This window comes from Pseudomonadota bacterium, from assembly GCA_030860485.1.
Classification (GTDB): domain Bacteria; phylum Pseudomonadota; class Gammaproteobacteria; order JACCXJ01; family JACCXJ01; genus JACCXJ01.
This window is the reverse complement of the sequence record JALZID010000253.1, coordinates 1-15,982: the sequence shown is the minus strand read 5'-3', so window position 1 is coordinate 15,982 and position 15,982 is coordinate 1. Positions and strand designations below refer to the sequence as shown.

14 protein-coding genes and 2 pseudogenes are annotated in these 15,982 nt (G+C 61.8%); 11 read left to right on the top strand and 5 right to left on the bottom strand.

Annotation, left to right across the window (positions count from 1 at the left end):
* The first annotated feature begins 521 nt into the window (after positions 1–521).
* From M3461_15670 to M3461_15630, 9 genes and pseudogenes are all read left to right on the top strand, one after another.
* Complete coding sequence (locus M3461_15670) at positions 522–1,043, top strand: cupin domain-containing protein (GenBank protein ID MDQ3775676.1); 522 nt, start codon at positions 522–524, stop codon at positions 1,041–1,043.
* A 130-nt stretch (positions 1,044–1,173) separates the two neighbouring features.
* The gene (locus M3461_15665; protein ID MDQ3775675.1) at positions 1,174–1,695 is read left to right on the top strand and encodes a VOC family protein; all 522 of its coding nucleotides are present in this window, start codon (positions 1,174–1,176) and stop codon (positions 1,693–1,695) included.
* Positions 1,692–2,274, top strand: a pseudogene (locus M3461_15660) (hypothetical protein). Before M3461_15665 ends, M3461_15660 begins: the two are co-directional and overlap by 4 nt.
* A 244-nt stretch (positions 2,275–2,518) precedes the next feature.
* Positions 2,519–3,403 carry an alpha/beta fold hydrolase gene (locus M3461_15655; protein MDQ3775674.1) on the top strand — a complete coding sequence of 295 codons (885 nt, stop codon included), beginning with the start codon at positions 2,519–2,521 and terminating at the stop codon, positions 3,401–3,403.
* Positions 3,404–3,714: 311 nt separating this feature from the next.
* A pseudogene (locus tag M3461_15650) lies at positions 3,715–4,146 on the top strand (type 1 glutamine amidotransferase domain-containing protein).
* Between the two features lie 933 nt (positions 4,147–5,079).
* Entirely contained in the window at positions 5,080–5,253 is a 174-nt protein-coding gene (locus M3461_15645) for a hypothetical protein (GenBank protein ID MDQ3775673.1), read from the top strand.
* A 182-nt stretch (positions 5,254–5,435) separates the two neighbouring features.
* Complete coding sequence (locus M3461_15640; GenBank protein ID MDQ3775672.1) at positions 5,436–6,086, top strand: hypothetical protein; 651 nt, start codon at positions 5,436–5,438, stop codon at positions 6,084–6,086.
* A gap of 11 nt (positions 6,087–6,097) precedes the next feature.
* Positions 6,098–6,805, top strand: a complete 708-nt coding sequence (locus M3461_15635) for a hypothetical protein (protein MDQ3775671.1) — start codon at positions 6,098–6,100, stop codon at positions 6,803–6,805.
* Positions 6,754–8,325 carry a peroxidase gene (locus M3461_15630; protein MDQ3775670.1) on the top strand — a complete coding sequence of 524 codons (1,572 nt, stop codon included), beginning with the start codon at positions 6,754–6,756 and terminating at the stop codon, positions 8,323–8,325. The genes M3461_15635 and M3461_15630 overlap by 52 nt, the downstream gene beginning before the upstream one ends.
* A gap of 379 nt (positions 8,326–8,704) precedes the next feature.
* On the opposite strand, the gene M3461_15625 is transcribed toward M3461_15630, so the two are convergent.
* The 4 genes from M3461_15625 to mtnA form a co-directional block, all read right to left on the bottom strand.
* The gene (locus M3461_15625; protein ID MDQ3775669.1) at positions 8,705–9,118 is read right to left on the bottom strand and encodes a BON domain-containing protein; all 414 of its coding nucleotides are present in this window, start codon (positions 9,116–9,118) and stop codon (positions 8,705–8,707) included.
* Between the two features lie 561 nt (positions 9,119–9,679).
* Entirely contained in the window at positions 9,680–10,108 is a 429-nt protein-coding gene (locus tag M3461_15620) for a PRC-barrel domain-containing protein (protein ID MDQ3775668.1), read from the bottom strand.
* A gap of 205 nt (positions 10,109–10,313) precedes the next feature.
* On the bottom strand, positions 10,314–10,670 hold the full coding sequence (locus M3461_15615) for an ACT domain-containing protein (GenBank protein MDQ3775667.1): 357 nt from the start codon (positions 10,668–10,670) through the stop codon (positions 10,314–10,316).
* A gap of 130 nt (positions 10,671–10,800) precedes the next feature.
* The gene (gene mtnA, locus M3461_15610; protein ID MDQ3775666.1) at positions 10,801–11,862 is read right to left on the bottom strand and encodes an S-methyl-5-thioribose-1-phosphate isomerase; all 1,062 of its coding nucleotides are present in this window, start codon (positions 11,860–11,862) and stop codon (positions 10,801–10,803) included.
* Positions 11,863–11,926: 64 nt separating this feature from the next.
* On the opposite strand from mtnA, the gene M3461_15605 reads away from it, so the two are divergent.
* A complete protein-coding gene (locus tag M3461_15605; GenBank protein ID MDQ3775665.1) occupies positions 11,927–13,276 on the top strand; it encodes a TRZ/ATZ family hydrolase in 1,350 nt (449 codons plus the stop codon).
* A gap of 406 nt (positions 13,277–13,682) precedes the next feature.
* Here the strand turns inward: M3461_15605 and M3461_15600 are convergent, their stop codons facing one another.
* On the bottom strand, positions 13,683–14,480 hold the full coding sequence (locus tag M3461_15600; protein ID MDQ3775664.1) for an inositol monophosphatase: 798 nt from the start codon (positions 14,478–14,480) through the stop codon (positions 13,683–13,685).
* A 52-nt stretch (positions 14,481–14,532) separates the two neighbouring features.
* Between M3461_15600 and M3461_15595 the strand changes: the two genes are divergently transcribed.
* On the top strand, positions 14,533–15,255 hold the full coding sequence (locus M3461_15595; protein MDQ3775663.1) for an RNA methyltransferase: 723 nt from the start codon (positions 14,533–14,535) through the stop codon (positions 15,253–15,255).
* Positions 15,256–15,982: the final 727 nt, after the last annotated feature.

The following is a 15,982-nucleotide window of genomic DNA, read 5'->3' as shown; positions in this document are numbered from 1 at the left end:
AGACCACCCCTCGCGGGATTGCCCTTGCCTTCGGCTAGTAGTTGCATTTGTCCTACAATAGGACATTACCGGTACTCCTACAGGGGACTTTCACCCCATAAGTTCATGCCCATGTCGGGCGTACACGGGGCGCTTCACCGGACGCGCCCAAAAGCGGCGCGCCGGTGAGGTTGGTTCGTTGCCGTCGGCGATAGGAGACGATAATTTGGTGGCGTGTCATTCGGCGGAACACCCTGCGGGGCTTCCGCCCCACACAGGCTTCTAGACTGTTTCATGGCAGCCTCCGGTTAGCTACTAATGACCATGTGTTCATTATGCGGCCCTGGCCTCGTCGAGGCTAACCGGCGTTTCCGCCGCGGGTCAGCCTCGCTCGGCACAAGTCATGATGTCTCGCTAGGCGGTATATTACGGTTGGCGCACATTAAGTGTGGCAGCGCGGTATCACCGTTGACTTGCCCTCAGATTTAGCATAATAACACCACTCGTTCCCGCAATACATCTGCTAAGGAGGAGACAAAGCTATGAGAAAGTATCAACTGAGCCTCTTAATTCTCGCCCTGCTGGCAGCAGCCTCACTGGATCTTGCTCAACCCGGTCAAGAGGGAAAGGATGGTTCCGCCTCTACTGGCACGCACGCGGCCCATCTGGTCGTCACTCCCGATCAGGTCAAGTGGGGACCGGCCCCGCCCTCGCTCCCCCCCGGCGCCCAGATGGCCGCCTTAGAGGGTGACCGGTCGAAAGCCGGGGCGCCGTTCACCATCCGGGCGAAGTTACCGGACGGCTACAGAGTCCCGCCGCACTGGCACGCGACGGACGAGGGGATCGTCGTCCTCCAGGGTACGTTTGGGATGGGGTTAGGGGAGAGATTCGACACGGCGGCGGGCCGTGAGTTGCCGGTCGGGTCATACGCGGTGACGCCTAAGGCGGTGCGACACTTCGTCTGGGCGAAGGGCGAGACCGTGATTCAGGTATCCGGCATGGGTCCATTCGAGATCAACTACGTGAACCCGGCGGACGACCCGCGCAAGGCATCGAGGAAATAAGAGTGAAATGGGTGGCCAGTTCCTGGCCAGTGGTGTTGCTTGTTGCTTGGGCCGTTATTTCGCGGTACCGCGGAACAGTAGTCTGCTCAGTCTGCTCTATATGTTTCGTAAGGGCATCCTCCGCTACATCATGCAAGTCATTCGAAAGATTACTCCCTGTTTGTGGTTTGATGATCAAGCTGAAGAGGCAGTTGAGTTTTATACCGCTATCTTTAGAAATTCAAAGATCGTAAACGTTGCTCGGTACGGAGAAGCTGGGCATGACGTCCACGGAAAACCGGCGGGAACGGTAATGACCGTGGCATTTGAACTCGATGGGCAGGCGCTTACCGCACTCAACGGCGGGCCGATGTTCAAATTCAACGAGGCCATCTCGTTCCAAGTCAATTGCGAGACGCAGGAAGAAGTGGACTACTGGGAGAAGCTATCGGAGGGCGGGGATGAAAAGGCACAGCAGTGCGGCTGGCTCAAGGATAAATATGGCGCTTCATGGCAAGTTGTTCTCACCGTTTTGTCCGAGATGATGAGTGACCCCGATTCTGAAAAATCCCAAAGAGCCAAGGAGGCAATGCTTCAAATGAAGAAGATCGACATTGATGAATTAAAGCGGGCGTATGCTGGAACACCGTATAGGCTCGGAGGAAGCCGATGACGATTCCATTGGACCAAGCACGAATCGACGCTTTCGGTCAGAAGATGGTCGAAACGCTCAATCATGCCGGTCTTGCCCTGATGATTTCCATTGGTCATCGCAACGGGCTCTTCGACGTGTTGTCCCGCCTGCCCGCGGCCACCAGCGAGCGGATCGCCGTTGAGGCGGGTCAGAACGAGCGCTACGTTCGCGAGTGGTTGGGCGCTATGGTGACCGGGGGCGTCGTCGAATATCGTCCGGAAGATCGAACCTATCACCTGCCGGCGGAACGTGCCTCATGGCTGACACGTGCGTCGAGCCCGAACAACTCCGAACGGCACGTTCCTCATGCAGGACATCTCGGGTTCGAGTCATGTCCACACCGACATCGAACATCCCTTCGGGCCATTCCTGTACACAATCTCTTGTATGCATTGCATGTCGGTCTCGCTCGCGGCTGGGGGGCCGGGGCTCGGTGCGATGTGGGGCAAGGAAAAGGCGACCGAGATGCTACGCGCGGTCGGTTTCGGGCGGGTGCGTGTCGAGACGCTGCCGCACGACCCGATGAATTACTTTTACATCGCCACGCTGAGCTTGTGATCCGCCTGGGAGCCGACCCTGAGTCGACAACGAAGCCTACAGAGCTTCATCCCTCAGTGGATCGCAATAGCGCTCGCGGTTTCCTGCCTTCTAGCCACTACTCCCTCTCACGCAGGTCACGTGCCATGAGGTACCCCAGCCAGACGGATTCCTTCTCCGGCTTGGTGGGACTCCAGCCGATCGCGATGGTCAGGCCTTTGCGAGCCAACTACATTGCTGAACATTCCGATGCCTATCCCCAGCAATGGGATTCGGAGACGGCAAGGAGGGAGAAGTTCACATGCTATTGTTTCGTATGATGCTAGCTACACTTGTTCTCTTGACAATTGGCGCTAATTCCCGCGCATTCGAAACCCTTGAACAGAGCGTTTGCGGCTCAATCAAAGAGCCGCTTGTTTTCTGGATGTGGAGCGGTGCCGCCGGTAAGCCGAATTCAGAAGCCGCTAGCCTCATTCCAAACGCGGAACTTATTGTGCATAAGACGAAGGATGGTCGTCTCTTGAGGGGTTACAAACTCGGTAGTACAGCCGCTGGAGGGGCTGTAATCGGCTCTGTGCTTGTAGCCCAAGGTAACGCGATGCTTGCAGATCAACTGCTTTCGAGTCTCACCTTCTTATCACAAGCCGGCATCGAGACATACGTCTTTGACTATCGAGGTTACGGACACTCAGAAGGAGAGCGCCGACTCAAGGCAATGGTAAGTGACTACCAAGAACTCTTCGATCGAATCGGTGCATCGACCAAGGGTAAGCGCTTACTATACGGTATTTCTTTTGGTGGCGTCATATTACTCAATGTTGTCGGATCAGGCATCGCCTTTGATCGCGCTGTTATTGATTCGACTCCCAGTCGCGTCTCGAACTTGGGGTGCCCTGAGAAATATGATCCGGTAGCCAATTTCCCAATGGACGGGTCCCGGTTTCTCTTGGTCGCTGGAAACCAAGACAAAGTCGTACCGATAAAGAATTCCCAAGAACTCATCGATCTTGCGAAGACAAGGGGGAGTCGAACCGAAGTGCGACCGGACTATGCGCATCCATTTATGGACTCGGATATCCGAATCCACCGAGCACGTCTCGACCTCATTAGCTCGTTTCTCGCAGGGACGGAAAATCTGGAGGCACGATGAATCGACAAGATATGGGGCGTCTTGCTATCGGGGTGGTTTTGGGGGTAGTGCAGCAGTAGTAGTAGTCACCAAGTCTGGATTGAGCCCACGAGAGGCCGTTTTGCGTTGGCTAATATTTGCACTGGTGACGGGCGTCCTCGAAAACGCAAGAGGGCAAGGGCGTTGTCTACCTGCTCGCAGGTGCGTGCTTTCCGCGTTCAGCTTAGTTTAGTTGCATCGTAGGAGCGGCTGTTCCAGGCTAACGAAGCAAATGCAACCGACGCTCGTACCTCGCGCGGCTGATTTGCGGCGTTGGGCGGAGCAAGAAGCGAATGAGTCGGGTCGCGGAGTGGCGGTACACTGGCGTTTCAAGATGGGTTCTCAAACAGAAGGTTTGCTATGGGATTCTTATTGTGCTCACGTCTCATGACCAACTCGGCGACACCGGAAAAAAACTGGTTTCGGGCTGGAAGAGTTCGCCGCTCCCTATTACGTGCTGAAGGACCGCCGGAGCGGCGATCACGCTGGCCTCGCCGACGGGCGGCCAGCCGCCGCTCGATCCGGGAAGCGATCAGCTCGAACACCAGACCGGATTAACGAAGCGCTTCCGCACAGACACCGCTGCGCAGGCTGAACTTGTCAACACGAAAAAGCTAGGCGACGTGTCCGCGGACGATTTCGACGCAGTCTTCTACCCCGGCGGACATGGCCCGATGTGGGACATGCCCGACAACGCGACATCTATCGCGCTGATCGAAGCGTTCGTGAAGGGGTGGTGAGTGGCTTTTGGATCGATCGCGTCCGCTCGAGACGTCGCCTGGACGAACGCCGACTGTCGTGGAGCATGCGGTGTTGACCTTGCGCGATCAGCATCCGACCTGGGACCAAGCGGCACGCGCGGCTTTTGACCTTGGGCCATGACGGGGTGTCGAGCCCGGACACGATCACGGCGATCTGGCACCGCCACGGGCGGTTGGACGCCACCCGGAGCGCCCCGCACAGCGCCTGGCGGCGCTTCGAGCATCCGGTGCCCAAATCACCTCTGGCAGATGGATCAAGGGCCATGTGGCGCTCCAGCACGGCCGTTGTCACCCCTGACCGTATTGTGGAGAGCTATCGCCAAATCTCGTGTATGGCGAGCTGATCAGGCGGCGATCTGCCCTTGGCCCGGTACTCGACCGCCTTCGGGTACTTGCTTCGGTAGTGGCGATGAACCGGTCAAAGGCGATGTCCGCCGCCGCGTGCGTCTCGGCCATCCCGATCTCGTGCAGCAGGGCCAAGGCCCTTGGGCTGCACGGACTTTGGTGAACAGTTTCAGCACCCGTTAGATCTCTTGTGCACGAAGCCACGTTGCTCACGGGTCGGGAAACCCCTTCCCCAGCGCCCCCTACCGCCAACGCGGGCGCCTCCACCCCGCGTCTCTTGAGGTCTAAGAGCACCTCCCGCCGCGACTCGGTAGACTCCCGCACCGTCCTCGATGGCGAGGAAGCGCTTCTCCCCGCGTGCGTCCACCCGATGACGGCCGGAAGACACCACCGCGTCTCCTCGGCCCGAAGTGCGGACTAATCCCATCCGCCGAGACGTGGACCCAGCGCTCCGGACCCAGCGGGGTCTTGCGCCAGGCTTCGTACTCTCGGCCCACGCGGGACACATGCGTGGCGTCGTCAGCAGGGGGCTTCTGGCTGGAAGCCGGGCGCATGGGTATCCGCTACGGCATCGCGATCATCGTGCGGGTACCGGCGGTAACGGTTGCCCTCTACAAACGTGGGGTTGCTTGTGCTATGGTTGCCAATAGGTATCGAGGGCACCGTAATGGCCGGTTTGCTCCAACAGCAAGTATCACCGGCGCCAAGATCCGCGCCACGCCATGAGGGGGCCACTACATCGAGTTGCGAGTCAGGCTCGGGAGGCCATCGGGATCATCCATTGGCACGCGTGACCGCGGTGGGTAACCGGGGGAAGAGGAGGTGCTGCATGCGGTCGACACACCGCGGATCAAATTGAAATCCGAACTATGCCTTGAAACTCCAGAGTCTTAAGAGAGGAGGGGTCCATGTCGAACATAGCGGGGAAGGCCTACGCCATGAACGTGATCACGCCGATCCGTTGGTACATGGCATGGATCAACAAGTACATCTTCCGGACTGCAACTAAAAACCCGAGCAGCTTGCGCGGGCTCATCACCTTATCGCTCATCCACTACGCACGCTGGGTCATCATCGACCGGTGGAAGTTTCCGCACCTCGATCCCAGTCAGCCTAAGGAAGACCTGCACTATTCCTACATGCTGTTCTTCAGCAACTTCAATGGGAGCTGGGATCAGTATGTGGACTCCTTTACCTTCGCCATCCCAAGCGGTCTGGATCTCTTTTGGAAGAAGAACGTTCGCTATCCGAAGTCGGTGCCCCTGACCCCCTTTCATGACTACATCCGGCACAACCAGATCGATACGGACCATTACTACAACGCCTATCCGCTCGCCAGCTCCAACGATGTCAAATCCGCCAAACGCCTGAAAAAGGCGCTGATCACCTTTGAACAAGCCGTCCGCGATGCGGGCCCCGAAGAGTTTCTCAAAAAGTACCACGCACTCTTGGTCGAGCTGCAATATGACCTGGGCGATATGCAACCGGCGCCGATCGTGAGCCTGGCCACACAAGCGGTCGATGCCAGGCGCTTGCTCGATGCCCCAGGACCTCGATAAAGGGGGAAAGTATGGCCAATGTCAGTGGCAACGCCTATGCGTTGACGGTCTTATCGCCGATTAAGAACGGGTGTATCGGCGAAATCTCTTACGCGGATGAGGTGCAAAGTCGACTGCACGGCCTGGGCGTTTGCGAGGACAGCCCGCTCGCCAAGGTGCCGCAGACCTATTTCGCGCGTTTTTTCATCCTGGATGATGTCTTTTACGAGTCTACACCCGGGTGTGACCCGTTCTGCAATCTCTTGGATATTCTATCTATTTTCAAGGATCGGTTTCGGCTGTTGGCGCTTCCTCGGGAAGACCATCTGAAATCCAGATATCTCGTGTTCTCGAGTAATTTCCATGGCGATCTGGAGACGTATCTACGCGGGATGTGGTCGACCATCAGCGCCGATATCAAACGTATCTGGGAACATTGCGTGGCCTTCGACAGGGTGCAGGACGCAGAGGGTTTCATCGCCTACATCAAACGCTGCCAGCTCACGGCAAATCTATTTTTCAATGGTTCGACCGACGATTCGCTGGAAGAGCAATTGAAGGCGCTGTACCTGAAGCAGCAGTTCGTGAAATTCGCCGTCAGCCACCAAGGCTTGGGGGCTGCGGAGCTACAGGAGGCCTTTCTGGCGTTTATCGATCGGGTGCAGCCGAATCGTCTGGCGGCGCCGACATGGAGACCCGGACAATCGGATCCCGAAAAAAAAGCGAGTACCTCGACATGACCCAGCAACTAGACCTGCCCGATATACAAGGCAACATCATCAGGGCATACGGGCGCTTCGGTTTTCCGAAGGCGCGGTTCTTTTTCCTGCGTATCGACGACGGCGACAGGGGGAGGGCCTTCGTCGGGACCATCACCAAACGGGTCACGACCTCGGTCAGCTGGGGACCGCCCCCTAAGGGGGTCGTTCCAAAGCCCAAGGCGCCTATCAACATCGCCTTTACCTATAACGGCTTGAAGGCCTTGGGGCTGGCGAGGGCCTCGTTGGCGGGGTTCCCCCAGGAATTCGTCATGGGGATGAAGGAACGCAAGGCGATCCTCGGGGACGATGGGCCGAGCGATCCGGAACATTGGGATAAGATCTGGGCCAAGGACGTGCACGTCGCGATATCGATTAACGCGCAGACGCCCGAGAACGGGCAACCGCTCGAGTATGTCGAGGAGTCCTATCAGTGGGTGATGTCCCAGATCGACGTCAGCGATGGTGGTGTCGTCCTGCTGACCGGCCATCGCGGCGATGACGGCCAGGAGGATCTCCCCTTTCAGGATGCCTCCGCACTCTACGAAAACGGTGAGCCCTGCGCGAAGGAGCACTTCGGCTATACCGATGGGATCGGAGATCCGGTATTCGAAGGCCAGATCACCGAAGAGTATCGCGTCGCCGGCCGCGGCAAGCTCACCCGAGAGGGTGGATGGGCGCGGCTCGAGACGGGCGAGTTCCTACTCGGCCATCCCGACGAGGCCCGCGAATACCCCCCGGCGCCCGCGCCGATACTGCTTGCCCGTAACGGCACCTTCATGGTGTACCGCAAGCTGCACCAGAACGTTGCTAGTTTCGAGCGACTCTTGGATGCGCACGCCGAGTCATTCCCCGGCGGCAGGGAACTGCTGGCGGCCAAGCTCTCCGGACGCTGGCGGGACAACGGCGCACCGGTCATCAATACGCCGGATGCCGCGAGCAAGGCCGCATGGGACCAGCGATTTGCCGCCGCCGACGAGCGAACACAGGATATGATGCTCGCGGATTTTCGCTTCGACCTCATGGGATACAATTGTCCCATCGGCGCGCACATCCGTCGCATCAACCCGCGCGGCTCTCTGGAGTTCGGCCAGGACGGCGCCTTTGATACGCCGGGAGCGCTGGACGATCGGCGGCGTATACTGCGCCGGGGCCTACCCTACGGTGTGGTGCGGGATCGCAGCCGGGACGATGGCAATCACGGCGTCATCTTCATGGCGTTGAACACCAGCATCGAGCGCCAATTCGAATTCCTTCAGCAGCAGTGGATCAACTATGCCAATGACTCCAAGGAAGGCAGCGACAAGGATGTGCTACTCGGGAACCATAATGCCGACTGCCCCAGCAAGATGGTGATCCACGCTGATCCGAAATCTGGCCAACCCCCGTATTTTGTCAACAAGATCCCCCGCCTCGTGGAGACCCGCGGCGGCGACTATTTCTTCATCCCGAGCAGGACCGCCCTGCGGATGATCGCCAAAGGAAGCGTCGATCCGACCTGAGCCACCACGCAAAAGACCAGCACAGGCAAGGCACGGACGCCGAGCGCATAAAGCGCGGGTGTCCTCGGCGCGCCAAGCAGGCAAACTCCCCGGCCGCCCGCTGCGTGCGGGGGAGATCAACGCCTCGTAAGGAGTGGGCGTAGCGTAAATCGATTTGAAGTATTCGAAGACGGCGGTCCTGGTGATCCCCTGATCCGCGTACAGCACCCCGATCGGGATTGGAAAGCGTCACACCCCCGCAACGCGCACGACACCGTCATTGCTGGCGCCGCGTGGCGCACTGCTTGCCCGTTTTCTTGCCCGGTAAGCCGGTCAGCGCGACCACCAATACGCCGAGCATAAGTGGCTAACGCGGTTGGATCCACAGTCAATGACACGGCTACTTTGCGCGTGGCGTGTCGGTCTCGGCGTTATTGTCCACCGGGGCATCGATGACGGTGGACTGATGGGGGGTCGCAGGCACATCGGCCTTACTCTCGCGCACCAGCTTGTCCTCTACCCGCTGCACCCCTTCAACACCGCGCGCAATTCGAATCGCTCGTTCCGCCTCGGCCGTATTCGCGATCGATCCGCTTAGCGTAACTTCACCCTCCCTGGCAGCGACCGAAAGGTTCGTCGCGTCCCCGAGCCCCGGGTCCTTACGCAGTGCGTCCTGGATGCGGGTCACGAGGGCTTTGTCCGCGCTCGTTTCGGTCGCTTGGCCCTCGCCGGCGGCCTTGCTCTCGCCTGCAGCGTGGCTCGCCGGCGCGAGCAGCAAACACAGGGATAAAAGCACCCATCTTTTCGCACACATAACAAACCTCCACAAATTACAATCTCGATAAATACTGGCAATAGTCTGAGAGCACTCTATTATCGCGTTCCTCCGCGCGTCGGGCCAACCCGATCGCCGTGCTCTGCCTTTGTTACTCGATTCGACGATACACCCCCCGCCGTGCGGCGTTTGGATCTCCGGTCTGCACCAAGGTCGCCTTGCTATTTGGCCCTCCTCGCGCGCGTCGCTGCCGCCTTTTTGGCGGAGGCGGACCGCGCTGCCGCTGGGCGAGCGGCGGACGTCGCGCCGCCCAAGCGGCCACCTTTCCTGGTCGGACCTTTGTTGGTGGGCTTGCCTTTACCCGATCCGCTCTTTTTTCCGCCGCCGGATGTTTTGTTGACCGTAGCCCACGCGCGGCGTTCGGCTTCCCCTTCCGACACGCCGCGTTGCTCGTAGCCCTCTTCAATATGCTGCGCCTGCCGTTTCTGCTTGTCCGTATACGTCGATTTATCACCTCTCGGCATAACATACCTTGCTCTTCGTGGTCTAAAAACCGGCACTCTCCGGTACTATTGGATATCCAGACACCGTGTAAGCCGGTTACTGCCCCCAGTACGGGCGAGCATGGTAATAGGAATGAACCTGGTTCGCCCAGCGTTCGTCGGCCATCGCAGGCCAATGGTCTTTGTCGAATCCAGGTGCATCCCTCAACCGCTGCTCGGGAACATCGAGGATAAAGTTATGATTACCCGCATCGAGCGTAAAAGCGCTCCAGGGAATCGCAAATAGCTTATCTCCGACCCCAAGGATCCCACCGAAGGACAGCACAGCATAAGCCACGCGCCCTCGCGGTACGTCGATCATGATATGCTTGATTTCGCCGAGCGTCTCGCCCTGCCTGTTGACGACGGTATCGCCCTCTAGGGTATCCGCGGCCATGATCTCCGGACCAGGCCCTGAACTAAAGTCCCGTGCACCTACGATGTCTACGCCTTCCTGGCCGGGTGAGCTAGTCGATTTGGTGTGCATGATCGTCCTCCAATGTAGTCTAACACAAAATGCGCTTGTGAATTTGGATCGCAACAACGTTTATGCCAGGTGCAACGGGACCCTTAAACCATTGATTCTAGCGTTACGTCTGGCACCGTCGAAGCATCCAATGGAGCGCGTGGGCGGTAAAGGTTGCCGCTTGCTCGGAAAGGGTTACAAAGACGGGGGCGTAGGCGATTGAGGCCTACCAAATCAAGCACGAGCCCCGGCTCGCGTAACGACTCAGCGCTTCCGTGAGGCGCGGAGCACGGCCGGGGACGGGGGTGATGCGGCGGATGGCGCGATCGAATTGGTCGGCGCTTTCGATCTCGACCACGAAGGTCATGCGGGCAGTCTCGGTGTTGCGGTCGGAGAGGGTGTTGACGGCCAGGATGTCGATGTGCTCACCCGTGACGGCACCCGAGACATCGCGCAGGAGGCCGCGCCGGTCGTCGGCGTCCACCATGATCTCGGCGCGGTAGCACCGGCCGCGGTGCAGACCCCAGGCGACGTCGATGAGCCGGTCGGGACGGCCTCGGCGAGCCGCCCGAGGTTGGCGCACTCGCGGCGGTGGATGGCGATGCCCTGACCCTCGGTGAGTTAGCCCCGGATCGGGTCGTCGGGCACGGGTTTGCAGCAGCCGGCGAAGCGCACCTTGGGCCCATCGGTGGCGAATCCGCCGGCGGTTGACCTCACGCGGCTTGGCAGAGCTCCGCGATGCCAAGCGGGCCCGGCGCTTCGAGCGCGCCCCGCTCGGTCACGAGCACATCGATGAGTGCTGCGGGGGTGACGTCGAAGACCGGGTTCCAGACATCGATGCCCTCGGGCGCCACCCGTTGTCCGCCCAAAGCCAGCAGTTCCTCGGCCGGGCGTTCCTCGATGGGGATGGCGCCGCCGTCGGGGGTTTCGAGGTCGATGGTCGAGACCGGGGCCGCGACCATGAACCGTACCCCATGGGCGCGGGCGGCGAGCGCCAGGGCATAGGTCCCGATCTTGTTGGCGACATCGCCGTTGGCCGCGATCCGGTCGGCCCCGACGATCACCCAATCGATGAGCCCCCGGCGCATGAGATCGGCCGCCGCGCCGTCCGCGAGGAGGGTCGCCGGCACGCCGTCCTCACGCAATTCCCAAGCGGTGAGTCGCGCCCCCTGCAACCACGGTCGGGTCTCGGCGGCATAGACCTTGGTCAGCGCCCTGCCTGCCCAGGCGCTGCGGATTACCCCGAGGGCCGTGCCGAAACCCCCGGTCGCGAGCGAGCCGGCGTTGCAATGGGTCATGGCGCGCGAGCCTCTCCCGAGGAACGCGGCACCCAGCTCGCCCATGCGCCGGTTGGCGGCGATGTCCTCGGCGTGGATCGCTTGCGCCTGGGCGAGCAGGCCCGGTTCCGGATCGCCGCTCTGCCTCCCGCACTGCGCCTCCATGCGCCGGAGGGCCCAGCCGAGGTTCACGGCCGTGGGCCGAGCCGCGCGCAACGCGTCCAGATCGGTGCCGAGGTCCTCTCGCCAGCGCTCTCCCCTCCGGGCATAGGCGGCGCGCGCGGCGAGCACGACGCCGTAGGCGGCGGCGATGCCAATGGCCGGCGCCCCGCGCACGACCATCCGGCGGATCGCGTCCGCGATCTCGGCGGGATGCGACAGCCACAGGTACTCGAGGCGCTGGGGCAAGAGGCGCTGATCGAGGAGCCCGAGCCCCCCGTCGCGCCAAAGCAGTGCCCGTACCCGGTCGGGTACCGTCTCGTGTCGGTTGGCGATCATGCCCTCGCGAGATCTGCGGTGGTTCCTATAGAATCTCGGCCCAGCGCCCCGTTTCATCGATATGATGACCACGCCCATCGACCTCCTCCTGCACGCCCGTTGGGTCATCCCCGTCGAGCCCGAGGGCGCGGTCTACCCCGACCATGCGCTCGCGGTCCATGGCGGCCGGATCGTGGACGTCCTGCCGAGCGCACGGGCCGCGGCGCGCTATCGCGCCCGCGAGGCACAGCTCCTGGATCGCCATGCCCTGATCCCGGGGCTGGTGAATGCCCATGTCCACGCCCCTATGGTCCTGTTCCGCGGGCTGGCCGACGATCTGGCGCTCATGGACTGGCTCGAGCATCACATCTGGCCTGCCGAGCGCCGGTTCGTAGATCCGGAGTTCGTGCGCGACGGGATGCGGCATGCGATCGCGGAGATGATCGCAGGGGGCACGACTTGTTTCAACGACATGTTCTTCTTCCCCGACCAGGGTGCGGTGGTGGCGGCGGAGGTCGGCGTGCGGATCACGGTCGGGCTCATCATCATCGAGTTCCCGACCCCTTGGGCGCAAGACACCGACGAATACTTCAGCAAGGGCACGGCGGTCTACGATGCCTATCGCGGCCATCCCCTGGTGCGCACGGCCTTCGCCCCGCACGCGCCCTACACGGTCTCGGACGATACATTGCAAAGGGTGTCGGCGCTCGCCGAGGAACTCGATGTCCCCATCCAGATGCACGTCCACGAGACCGCCCGTGAGGTCGATGAGGCGCTCGCGGCGAGTGGCGAGCGGCCGCTCGTGCGCCTGAAGCGGCTCGGACTCCTGTCGCCCCGCCTACAAGCGGTGCACATGACCGCGCTCGATGCGCGCGACATCGCCCTGGTCGCCGAGCACGGCGTGCACGTGATCCACTGCCCCAGCTCGAACCTGAAGCTCGCGAGCGGCTTCTGTCCCGTGCACGCCTTGCAGGCTGCCGGGGTGAACGTGGCGCTCGGCACCGATGGCGCGGCCAGCAACAACCGCCTGGACCTGTTGAACGAGATGCGTACCGCGGCCTTGCTCGCCAAGGCTCAGGCGGGCGAGGCGCGTGCCGTCCCGGCAGCGCGGGCCCTGCACATGGCTACCCTGGCCGGCGCCCGGGCGCTGGGGATGGAGGACCTCACCGGCTCGCTCGTGCCGGGCAAGGGCGCCGATCTGGTGGCCATCGATCTCGGCGGCATCGATACCGAGCCGGTCTACGACCCCATCTCCCAGATCGTCTATGCCGCCGGGCGGGAGTGCGTGACCGATGTGTGGGTCGCCGGGCGGCGGTTGCTCGCGGCGCGGGGCTTCACGACGCTCGATGCAGAGGCCATCCTAGGCCAGAGCCGCGCCTGGCGCGCGCGCATCGCCGCCGAGGGCGTGGGATCGGGGACGAGGGGAGCGGGCTAGCCCGCATTTCTCACCACGGCTCGTCGCGAGACCGCCGAGGCGCCGGTCTCTGGGGCCGCACGGACTGAAAGACGCGAAGGCGTAGCTGACACTACGTCGAGCCGACTGGAAGGGCGAGCCGGAAGGCGCGCCCGGTCAGGTGCTCGGGTCGGGTGGGATCGCGGGGGAGAAGGGCAGTACCCGGAAGGGTGGGGGGTCCATCCCTGGACAGGGAGCATCCCTACCTGCACCGTGGCTTCCTGCGAGTCCTTCGCGGGGAACCGCTCGGTGCGTTGCTCTTAGCGGTCCTGGGGACGAATGCTTGAATCCAGCCGGCGCGGGTGAGGGGGTGAGGCGCCAGGCCGGACCGCTCACCACGGCCCGCCGCCTCGGCGGTCGCAGCAGGGTGGTGGTGAGAAATTGCGGGCTAGGGGAGAGGGCCGGAAAGCCGGAAGGGATCGAGGGTCTTCAAGAGGTCGCGGTGGACCCGGGGGCTGCCCGCGACGATGTTGCCGCTCGTGAGATAGTCGTAGCGGTCGAAGTCGTCGCTGACGAGGCCACCGGCCTCCAGGATCAGGAGCGCGCCCGCCGCCATGTCCCATTCCTTGAGTCCGATCTCCCAGAACCCATCGAGCCTCCCGGAGGCCACATAGGCCAGGTCCAGGGCCGCGGCGCCGGCCCGCCGGATCCCCGCGCTCAAGGGGATCACGGCCTTGAGGGCCGCGAGGTAGGCGTCCAGGCGCTCCAGGCCGCGAAACGGGAAACCGGTGCCGATGAGGGCGCCGTCGAGGCCGGCGCGGTTGCTCACCCGGATCCGGCGGTCGTTGAGCATGGCGCCCTCGCCGCGGGTGGCGGTGAAAAGCTCCCCGCGCAAGGGATCATAGACCACCGCCTGCTCCAAGACGCCCTTGCGCTTGAAGGCGATGGACACCGCGAACTGCGGAAAGCCGTGCAGGAAGTTGGTAGTCCCGTCGAGCGGGTCGATGACCCACAGGCAGTCTTCCGGACCCTCAAGGCCGCTCTCCTCGGCGAGGATGCCGTGGGTCGGGTAGGCCTTGCGCAGGGTGTCGATGATGGCCGCCTCGACCAGCCTGTCCACCTCGCTCACATAGTCGTGGCGGCTCTTGGTGTCGATCTTCAGCCCTTGCACGCGATCGACGTGCCTCACGATAATGTCCCCCCCGCGGCGCGCGGCACGGACGGCGATGTTGAGCATCGGGTGCATAGGTGTGTCTCTGAGTAACTCCGCGGGTGCGGCGTCGATCGGGCCCGGGCCCTTGTCGAGGGTGCGGGTCGTCCTGGTCCGGCCGACCCACCCCGGCAACATCGGGGCGTGTGCCCGGGCGATGAAGACCATGGGCCTCACGCGCCTGTGCCTGGTCGCCCCGAGCCGCTTCCCCTCGGCCGAGGCCACGGCCATGGCCGCGGGTGCCGACGATGTTTTATATCATGCCGGCGTGCATGCGTCTGTGCCCGAGGCCCTCGCGGGTTCCGGCCTGGTCGTCGGCACGAGCGCCCGGCGGCGCGGCATTGCCTGGCCCGAGGCCGGCCCGCGCGCGGCGGCGGCACAGGTCCTCGACGCCGCCCGGCACGGGGAGGTGGCCCTAGTGTTCGGCCCGGAGCATTCCGGGCTCGCCAATACCGAGCTCGAGAGCTGCCAGCTCATGGTGCGTATCCCTACGGCGCCGGATTTCAGCTCGCTGAATCTCGCGGCCGCGGTCCAGATCGTGGCCTACGAGGTCCGGCAGGCCGCCCTGGACGGGGGGCCGAGGAGCCACCGGCCGGAGGCGCGTTCCGCCACCGCCGAGGAGCTCGGGCAGCTCTACGCCCATCTGGAAGAGACCCTGGTGGCGGTCGGGTTCCTGGACCGGGCGAAGCCGGGCCGGCTGTTGCACCGTCTGAAACGCCTGTTCAACCGCGCCCGCCTCGACCAGAAGGAACTGAACATCCTGCGCGGCTTCCTCGCCGCCGTTCAGAGGCGGGAAAGGGAGTCAGGTTAACGTAGTTCGCGTAGTTCGGGGTCTTTCGTTCATTTGGTCGGCGTGCGAGCGAGTTTCCACATCCAAATGCTCAGACCACCCCGCCAGCACGCTTGCCCACAACGGCATCGAATGCCCGGCCACGAGCACCTCTGGGCGTATCACTAGCCGCACCAATTGCGCGATGGCCATCAGACCGAACACAACACTTGCATCATTCTAGTTGCGGCAACCGAGATAGAGAATGCTTTCAGAGGATTTGCGCATTCAATTTTATACACCCCAGAACCTTCGATTCATGACTACTTCACATGCGTAACAAGCAGATTTCCGAGTTTTGCTACTATGGACATGCTTATGCCGCGATTCTCGCTGGGCTTCACCCCATGGGAAGGTTCGTCAATATCATCTGCACCAGATTGGTGGACCTTTGGTACAAGATAAAGCACGAGCGATTACAATATCCGAATGCACCTACTCTCATTCGCGCAATCAAGGCGCTAGGCGGACTACAAGTAGTGTTGCTTCATTACTACCGAATAAAATAGTAGGGGGGCCTACTCTCTGACGACGTAGTTACGAAGCTGATAGTCCCATGGGACAAAACGATCCCCCTCAGGGGCTAAGGCATCTAGCATAAATAACTTGAACAATTATCGGGCTGGTGTGGGATGAATACTGTAGTTCCATTCGCCGTGGAATTCGTCTGGCGTGGGCTGGACCGTGGCCAATTCAGCATTGCTGACTT

Excerpts from the sequence above, each read along its gene's own strand:
- M3461_15670 (MDQ3775676.1), top strand. The coding sequence starts at position 522 with ATGAGAAAGTATCAACTGAGCCTCTTAATTCTCGCCCTGCTGGCAGCA.
- M3461_15665 (MDQ3775675.1), top strand. The coding sequence starts at position 1,174 with ATGCAAGTCATTCGAAAGATTACTCCCTGTTTGTGGTTTGATGATCAA.
- M3461_15655 (MDQ3775674.1), top strand. The coding sequence starts at position 2,519 with ATGGGATTCGGAGACGGCAAGGAGGGAGAAGTTCACATGCTATTGTTT.
- M3461_15645 (MDQ3775673.1), top strand. The coding sequence starts at position 5,080 with ATGGGTATCCGCTACGGCATCGCGATCATCGTGCGGGTACCGGCGGTA.
- M3461_15640 (MDQ3775672.1), top strand. The coding sequence starts at position 5,436 with ATGTCGAACATAGCGGGGAAGGCCTACGCCATGAACGTGATCACGCCG.
- M3461_15635 (MDQ3775671.1), top strand. The coding sequence starts at position 6,098 with ATGGCCAATGTCAGTGGCAACGCCTATGCGTTGACGGTCTTATCGCCG.
- M3461_15630 (MDQ3775670.1), top strand. The coding sequence starts at position 6,754 with ATGGAGACCCGGACAATCGGATCCCGAAAAAAAAGCGAGTACCTCGAC.
- M3461_15625 (MDQ3775669.1), bottom strand. The coding sequence starts at position 9,118 with ATGTGTGCGAAAAGATGGGTGCTTTTATCCCTGTGTTTGCTGCTCGCG.
- M3461_15620 (MDQ3775668.1), bottom strand. The coding sequence starts at position 10,108 with ATGCACACCAAATCGACTAGCTCACCCGGCCAGGAAGGCGTAGACATC.
- mtnA (MDQ3775666.1), bottom strand. The coding sequence starts at position 11,862 with ATGATCGCCAACCGACACGAGACGGTACCCGACCGGGTACGGGCACTG.
- M3461_15605 (MDQ3775665.1), top strand. The coding sequence starts at position 11,927 with ATGACCACGCCCATCGACCTCCTCCTGCACGCCCGTTGGGTCATCCCC.
- M3461_15600 (MDQ3775664.1), bottom strand. The coding sequence starts at position 14,480 with ATGCACCCGATGCTCAACATCGCCGTCCGTGCCGCGCGCCGCGGGGGG.